This is a genomic window from Streptomyces sp. UNOB3_S3, from assembly GCF_020740895.1.
GTDB lineage: Bacteria > Actinomycetota > Actinomycetes > Streptomycetales > Streptomycetaceae > Streptomyces.
In genome coordinates, this window is the sequence record NZ_JAILXP010000411.1 from 1 (window position 1) to 5,955 (window position 5,955).

General features: G+C 73.6%; 5 protein-coding genes. 2 read left to right on the plus strand and 3 right to left on the minus strand.

Features of this window, described 5'->3' with window-relative positions:
- Nucleotides 1-56 precede the first annotated feature (56 nt).
- Nucleotides 57-1,439 carry an L-serine ammonia-lyase gene (locus tag K6I33_RS30275; protein WP_229357749.1) on the plus strand — a complete coding sequence of 461 codons (1,383 nt, stop codon included), beginning with the start codon at nucleotides 57-59 and terminating at the stop codon, nucleotides 1,437-1,439.
- Nucleotides 1,440-1,519: 80 nt separating this feature from the next.
- Here K6I33_RS30275 and K6I33_RS30280 read toward each other — a convergent pair whose 3' ends face one another.
- A complete protein-coding gene (locus K6I33_RS30280) occupies nucleotides 1,520-2,575 on the minus strand; it encodes a serine protease (RefSeq protein ID WP_229357745.1) in 1,056 nt (351 codons plus the stop codon).
- A gap of 202 nt (nucleotides 2,576-2,777) precedes the next feature.
- Here K6I33_RS30280 and K6I33_RS30285 point away from each other — a divergent pair, with 202 nt between their 5' ends.
- Nucleotides 2,778-3,020: a hypothetical protein gene (locus tag K6I33_RS30285; protein ID WP_229357746.1), complete on the plus strand. Its 243-nt coding sequence runs from the start codon at nucleotides 2,778-2,780 to the stop codon at nucleotides 3,018-3,020.
- A 12-nt stretch (nucleotides 3,021-3,032) separates the two neighbouring features.
- Here K6I33_RS30285 and K6I33_RS30290 read toward each other — a convergent pair whose 3' ends face one another.
- Together K6I33_RS30290 and K6I33_RS30295 are read right to left on the minus strand one after the other, a co-directional pair.
- Entirely contained in the window at nucleotides 3,033-5,066 is a 2,034-nt protein-coding gene (locus K6I33_RS30290; protein WP_229357747.1) for an FG-GAP-like repeat-containing protein, read from the minus strand.
- A gap of 150 nt (nucleotides 5,067-5,216) precedes the next feature.
- Nucleotides 5,217-5,759: an RNA 2'-phosphotransferase gene (locus K6I33_RS30295; RefSeq protein ID WP_229357748.1), complete on the minus strand. Its 543-nt coding sequence runs from the start codon at nucleotides 5,757-5,759 to the stop codon at nucleotides 5,217-5,219.
- Between the last annotated feature and the right edge of the window lie 196 nt (nucleotides 5,760-5,955).

Sequence of the window (5,955 nt, forward strand, 5' to 3'; positions counted from 1 at the left end):
GCACCACCCTGTTCCACCCCCGTACCACCCCCACGACCCATGAAGGAGCTGCCACCGTGGCCATCTCCGTATTCGATCTCTTCTCGATCGGCATAGGCCCGTCCAGCTCCCACACGGTCGGCCCGATGCGCGCCGCCCGGATGTTCGTGGGGCGCCTGAAGAAGGACGGTCTGCTGGCGCAGACCGCCTCGGTACGGGCGGAGCTCTACGGCTCCCTCGGTGCCACCGGCCACGGCCACGGCACCCCCAAGGCCGTCCTGCTGGGTCTGGAGGGCCACTCCCCCCGCACCGTCGACGTCGAGATCGCCGACGACGAGGTGGAGCGGATCCGCACCACCAAGCGGCTGAAGCTCCTCGGCGCCGAGATCGGCTCGGCCCACGAGATCGACTTCGACGAGTCGACCCAGCTGATCCTCCACCGCCGCCGCGCCCTGCCGTACCACGCCAACGGCATGACCCTCTTCGCCTACGACGAGGCCGGCGCCCCGCTGCTGGAGAAGACCTACTACTCGGTCGGCGGCGGCTTCGTCGTCGACGAGGACGCCGTCGGCGCGGACCGGATCGTCCTCGACGACACCGTCCTGAAGTACCCCTTCCGCACCGGTGACGAGCTGCTGCGGATGTCCCGCGAGTCCGGCCTGTCGATCTCCGCGATGATGATGGAGAACGAGAAGGCCTGGCGCACGGAGGAGGAGATCCGCGAGGGCCTCCTGGATATCTGGCGCGTGATGCAGGCGTGCGTGACGCGCGGCATGTCCCGCGAGGGCATCCTCCCCGGCGGCCTCAAGGTCCGCCGCCGTGCCGCCAGCACCGCCCGCCAGCTGCGCGCCGAGGGCGACGCCCAGGCCCGCGCCATGGAGTGGATCACGGTCTACGCCATGGCCGTCAACGAGGAGAACGCGGCCGGCGGCCGGGTCGTCACCGCCCCGACCAACGGCGCCGCGGGCATCATCCCGGCCGTTCTCCACTACTACATGAACTTCGTGCCGGGCGCGGACGAGGACGGCATCGTCCGCTTCCTCCTCGCCGCCGGCGCCATCGGCATGCTCTTCAAGGAGAACGCCTCGATCTCCGGCGCCGAGGTCGGCTGCCAGGGCGAGGTCGGCTCCGCCTGTTCCATGGCCTCCGGCGGCCTCGCCGAGGTCCTGGGCGGCACCCCGGAGCAGGTCGAGAACGCCGCCGAGATCGGCATGGAGCACAACCTGGGCCTGACCTGCGACCCGGTCGGCGGCCTGGTCCAGATCCCCTGCATCGAGCGCAACGGCATGGCCGCGGCCAAGGCCGTCACCGCCGCCCGGATGGCGCTGCGCGGCGACGGCCGCCACCACGTCTCCCTCGACAAGGTCATCAAGACCATGAAGGAGACGGGCGCCGACATGAAGGTCAAGTACAAGGAGACGGCGCGCGGCGGCCTCGCCGTCAACGTCATCGAGTGCTGATCCCCGCCTGACGCCTGTACGTCCGCCCCCGGTCCGGCTGTCCGCCGGACCGGGGGCGGCGTGCGTCGCCAGCGGTTCTTCTAGCGGTTCTTCTCCGCGTCGTAGGCCTTCACGGCCGCGTCGCCCAGGTACGGGCTGCGCTCCTCGTCGGAGCTCTCGCTGTTGTGGTAGCTGACGTTGCCGATCAGATAGCCCCAGCCGCGTGAGAGCTGGAGGTCGTCCAGCCAGGGGCCGCCGCTGGCGCCGTGGCCCTGGTCGCAGTGGATGGCCTCCTGGCCGGGCTGGAACGGCCAGAAGCCCGGCCGCCAGGTCGTGCCGATGCAGTAGCGCAGGTCCTTGCCGGTGATGCCGGAGCGGGCCGGGTGGGTGTCGAACGGGTAACCGAACTCATAGGCGTGCCAGGTGTAGCCGGAGTTGAACTTGTACCCCTGGGAGCCGGTCACGTCGGCCACCTTGCGGCCGTTCTGCGGCCAGAGGGTGATCACGGCGAGGTCGTAGTCCTTGTTCCCGCCGTTGAGGTAGCCCTTCGGGGTGGTCACCGACTTCCACGTCCACGAGCCGAGCGGCTCCCGGTCGTTGTGGTAGTCCGGGACGAACCGGAAGTTGCTGTACCAGTGGCCGTTGCCGTCGCTGGCGCAGTGCCCGGCCGTCCATATCAGGCTCTTGTTGGGCGAGTTGACGACGGAGGCCGTGCACTGGCTCCCGCCCTTGGGCGTGTCGAAGTAGAGCTTGCCGACCGTGGTGGCCGGCATGCTGCCGTGGGCGGTCCACACCTCGGACCGGGAGATGTCGGCGAGCTTTCCCGCCGCGTCCGCCGCGTCCTTGGCGATGCCCGCCACCGGTGCCGATCCCTGGCCCGTGCGGGCGGGGAGTCTGTGTGTCTGCGGTGCCGCCGGGCGTCCGGCCGGTGCCGGCGCGGCCACCGGCCGGGCCTCCCTGATCCGTTCGGGCGTCCAGTGGGCGGCCACCCGCGAAGGAGCCTGCGAGGGGTCCTCCGTCGAACTGTGCTGTACCGCCGTGGCAGCCGTGTTCGCGTCCATCGGCTTCGCGGTCTCGTCGGCCTGGGCGGCGCCCGCCGGGACGCTCAGTCCGAGCGCCAGCGCTCCGGCGACGGCCGCCATGAATCGCGTCTTCACCCCGTTCCCCCTTTACGTCGTGTGCTCGAAGCACGAAGACGCGTGCGAGTAGAGCAGGCGGGCGGAGGGGAAGGAGGGGTTCGGACGGCATTGGCCGGAACTTGCGCGCGGTCGGTGCAGCTCCGCTTCCAACCAGGGCCGGACCGAGGGGAGTTGCTACCTTGGCGGCAGGTACGCACCGCACAGGAAGCTGGTGATCCCCATGGTGTCCCGGAAGGCGAAGGCGGCGCTCGTGGCGGTGGGCGCGGTGGCGCTCGGCCTGGCCGTCACGGCGGCCCTGTGGCCCGGTGACCGGGACGCGGCCCCCGGGCCGCCGTCCCGCCCCGAGACGGCCGTGGTGCACGACTCCACCGGGAACCCGGCGGAGGCCGAGGAGCACTGGACCCCGGAGCGGATCCGGCGGTCCGACGAGAACATGCGGCACGCCACCGGCAAGGACGACTGACCACCCCTCCCGTCACCAGCCGCCGGTGAGCCGGAGCGGGCGGCCGAGCGCGGCGTTCCCGGTGTTGCGCCACTCCTTGAGGACGCCCGTCGCGTCGTCGCGGGCCATGAGGTGGGCGATGCCGCCGGTGCGGAGGGCGAGCGGGGTGATCTCCGACAGGCGGCGGGCGTCGGCGATCGCGCGGGGGCGGGCGAAGGTGCCGTGGCCCTCGCCGGCCCAGAGCAGGAGTACGCCGCGCCGGTCGACGGCGACGAGGTCGGTCCTGCCGTCCCCCGTGAAGTCCCCGGCGCGGGTGCCGGTGAAGCGCCAGCCGCCCATCAGCCTCCGGGGGCGGCCGAACGTGCCGTCGCCCTCGCCGGGCCAGACGCGCAGCACCCCGTCGGCGCCGGCGGCGACGAGGTCGGGGACGCCGTCGCCGGTGACGTCACCGGCCGTGGTCTGGGTGAAGCGCCAGCCGCCGGTGAGCGGCCGGGGGCGGCCGAACGTGCCGTCGCCGTTGCCGGGCCAGAGGTGAAGGGTGTCCGAGGCGTCCTTGGCGATCAGGTCGGTCCTCCCGTCGCCCGTGAAGTCGGCGGCGACGGTCTGGGTGAACTCCCATCCCCCGGTGAGCCGCCGGGGCCGGGCGGCGAGGGTGCCGTCGCCGTGCCGGGCGTCGTCGACGTCGGTGTTCCCCGGCCAGAGGTACAGGTCGTGCTTCCGGTCGGCGGCGATGACGTCGGGGATGCCGTCGCCGGTGACGTCACCGGCCGTGGTCTGGGTGAAGTCGAGGCTGACCCGCGGGGGCACGGGGGCGGGGAGCAGGGTGTCGGAGAGGGCCTGGCTGCCGTTGTCGCCGAAGTGGAGGCGGTCGCCGCCCCGGTTGTAGTACGCGGCGAAGAGCCGGGTGGGGTCCAGGGGGTCGCGTGCCGCCTCGTCGAAGTCCACGGCGGAGTCGATGTCGCGGGTGGTGCGGAGGTAGGCGTTGACCTGCTGCCGGACCCGTTCCCGGGCCGGGGTCCAGGCGTTCTCGTAGCCCCGGAAGGGCGGGATCGTCGCGGCGGCGAAGGTCAGTCCGGCGGCGTGGGCGCGGGCGGCGAGCTGCCGTATCCCGGCGACGAGTTCCGCGCTGCCCGCGTCGGCGAACAGGATGTCGTTGACGCCCTCGAAGAGGACGACGGAGCGGACGTCGGGCTGGGCCAGGACGTCGCGGTCGAAGCGCAGCAGCGCGCTCTGTCCCGACTCGGCGGGCTCGGTGCCGCGGAGCAGGTGGTTGGCGGAGATCCCGGCGTTGACGACGCCCATGGGCCGGGGCCGGGCCTGGAGGGCGCGCGCGTAGTCGTCGGGCAGCCGCCGGTCGGTGTCGGGGGTGGTGTGCCCGCCGTCGGTCTGGGAGTCGCCGAGGAGGACCACGGTCCCACCGCTGTGCGGCGCGCGGACGTCGACGCCGCCGAGGAACGCCCAGAACGGGAACCTGGTGGGGAAGCCGCCGCCCGCGGTGTCCCCGGCGTGGTCCGCCGCGTCGCCGGGAGCGGAGGCGTAGGAGGTCGTCAGCGTGTACGCGTGGAAGGGCGCGGTGCGGACGGGCTGTGGCAGGTGGACGCTGACCAGGAGGTTCTCATCGGCCTTGACGGGGAAGGCGGCGGGGTCGCTGAGGACGCTCCCGCCCGGCCGGATGACGGTGCTCCGCCCGCCCCCGCCGAAGGTGAGGGTCACGGGGGCGGCGGCCGCGCCGGCCCCCCGGGCCCGGCGGGCGAGGGTGGCGTGCCCGATGGTCACGGGCTCGCGGCTGAAGGTGTTCACGAGCTGGATCCGGGCGGCGGACCCGGCGACGCTGGTGTGGACGACCATGCGGAGCGTCTGCCGCCCGGCCACGCCGGTGCGGGAGGCGGGTCCGGCGGTGCCCATGGCGGTGCCCCAGGTCCTGGTCCAGGAGGAGCCGGCGCCGGCGGCGGCGCCCGGTGCGGCGAGCAGGGGGACGGCCGCCGCGCAGAGGGCCGCGACCACGGCCGTCACCAGGGATCGTCTTAAACGGGTGCGCGTCAAACGGGTGCGAAAGTGCCGTGCCATGGGTGCCGTCTCCCTCCGGGCGACGCGCCGGATGACCTTCCGGGCGCACACATCATGGAGGCGGGGCGGGGCGCGGGGAAGGGCCCGGACCCCATGACTCCCGTTGGTCGACGGGCGATCGCCGTGCCGCCACGGGGAGTTCAGCCGGGCTCAGCCCGGGAAGCGGAGGAAGCGCGGCGGAACGGCCTCCGTGAGCCAGACGCCGTTCCCCGTCACCCGGAACGCGTGGCCCGCGCGGTGCATCGCGCCCGCGTCGACGGACAGGATCACGGGCCTGCCGCGGCGGGCGCCCACGCGCTCGGCCGTCGCGCGGTCGGCGGACAGGTGGACGTGGTGCCGGCCCATCGGGCGCAGGCCCTCCGCGCGGATCGCGGCGATGTTGCGGGCGACCGTGCCGTGGTAGAGGTACGGCGGGGGTTCGGCGGCCGGCAGTCCCAGGTCGACGGGGACCGAGTGGCCCTGCCGGGCGCGGATGCGGCCGCCCTCGATCGCGAAGCGCTGTTTGTCGTTGGCGGCGACGACGTGGTCCAGCTCCGCCCGGGAGAAGGGGAAGCCGTGCGCCGCGGCGGCGGCCAGCAGGGTCCCGACGTCCACCCACCCCTGAGGGTCGAGCTCGATGCCGATCCGGCCGGGCTGGTGGCGCAGGTGCTTGGAGAGGTACTTCGAGATCCGTACGGTCCGGTCGCGCGTCATGCGTCCAGCGTGCCGCGCGCGGGCGGCGCCCGTCACCCGGGTTTCACCGCGACCGCCGCGAGCGCGGCGGTCTCCGCGAGCGCGGCGGCCTCCGCCCGGTTCGTCGCGTCCCGGGCCAGGAGCAGCGGGAGGGCCAGGACGATGGGCGGGTCGATCGGCGCGGGGGCGCGCAGCCGGAGGCGGAACGAGCCGTGGG

Excerpts from the sequence above, each read along its gene's own strand:
- K6I33_RS30285 (WP_229357746.1), top strand. The coding sequence starts at position 2,778 with ATGGTGTCCCGGAAGGCGAAGGCGGCGCTCGTGGCGGTGGGCGCGGTG.
- K6I33_RS30290 (WP_229357747.1), bottom strand. The coding sequence starts at position 5,066 with ATGGCACGGCACTTTCGCACCCGTTTGACGCGCACCCGTTTAAGACGA.
- K6I33_RS30295 (WP_229357748.1), bottom strand. The coding sequence starts at position 5,759 with ATGACGCGCGACCGGACCGTACGGATCTCGAAGTACCTCTCCAAGCAC.